This is a genomic window from Mycobacterium sp. ENV421, assembly GCF_002887815.1.
Taxonomy (GTDB): Bacteria; Actinomycetota; Actinomycetes; order Mycobacteriales; family Mycobacteriaceae; genus Mycobacterium.
On the sequence record NZ_PDHO01000131.1, the window covers coordinates 1 to 1109 of the forward strand.

The window sequence follows — 1109 nt, forward strand, 5'->3', positions numbered from 1 at the left end:
CACATGAAGACACGAGCGGCTGTGCTGTTCGAGGCTGGTAAGCCCTTTGAGGTCGTGGAGTTGGATCTTGACGGTCCTCGGGCCGGTGAGGTTCTGATCAGGTATGTGGCCGCCGGGTTGTGTCATTCGGATCTGCATTTGACCGACGGGGATTTGGTGCCTCGGTTTCCGATTGTGGGGGGCCATGAGGGCGCGGGCATCATCGAGGAGGTCGGTGCGGGGGTGACGAAGGTCAAGCCGGGGGATCATGTGGTGTGTAGCTTCATCCCGAACTGTGGGCGCTGTCGGTATTGTGCGACGGGGCGCTCCAACCTGTGCGATATGGGTGCGACGATCCTCGACGGGCACATGCCCGATGGGTCGTTCCGGTTCCACATGGGTGATACCGATTTCGGTGCGATGTGCATGCTGGGCACCTTCGCCGAACGGGCGACCATCTCGGAGCATTCGGTGGTGAAGGTCGATGACTGGCTGCCGTTGGAGACGGCGGTGCTGGTCGGCTGCGGCGTGCCGACCGGGTGGGGGAGCGCCAACTATGCGGGCGGCGTGCGCGCCGGGGATACCACGGTGGTGTATGGCATCGGGGGGATCGGTATCAACGCCGTTCAGGGCGCGAAGCAGGCCGGCGCGAAGTATGTGGTCGCGGTGGATCCGGTCGAGTTCAAGCGGGAGACCGCGATGAAGTTCGGTGCGACGCATGTTTTCGCCACGGCCGCCGAGGCCGCCGAAAAGGTCAGCGAGTTGACCTGGGGGCAGATGGCTGATCAGGCGATCATCACTGTCGGCACCGTCGACGAGCAGGTAGTCGGCGACGCGTTCAACACCGTGGGCAAGGGCGGCACGGTGGTGATCACTGGGCTGGCCAACCCGGAGAAGTTGACTGTGCACGTGTCCGGCGGGGTGATGACGCTGTTCGAGAAGACCATCAGGGGCACCCTGTTCGGTTCGGCCAATCCGCAGTACGACATCGTCAAACTGTTACGGCTCTACGATGCCGGGCAGCTCAAACTCGATGAGCTGGTCACCACGCGCTACACACTCGAGCAGGTGAACGAGGGCTACCAGGACTTGCGGGACGGCAGGATCATCCGCGGCGTCATCACCCATGC

Annotated in this window: 1 protein-coding gene; it reads left to right on the plus strand. The window is 63.3% G+C overall.

All coding sequences use genetic code 11. The annotated features are described in order from the left end of the window. Positions 1 to 3: 3 nt before the first annotated feature. On the plus strand, positions 4 to 1109 hold a 1106-nt coding region (locus CRM90_RS30005; RefSeq protein ID WP_102810457.1), incomplete at its 3' end, for an NDMA-dependent alcohol dehydrogenase.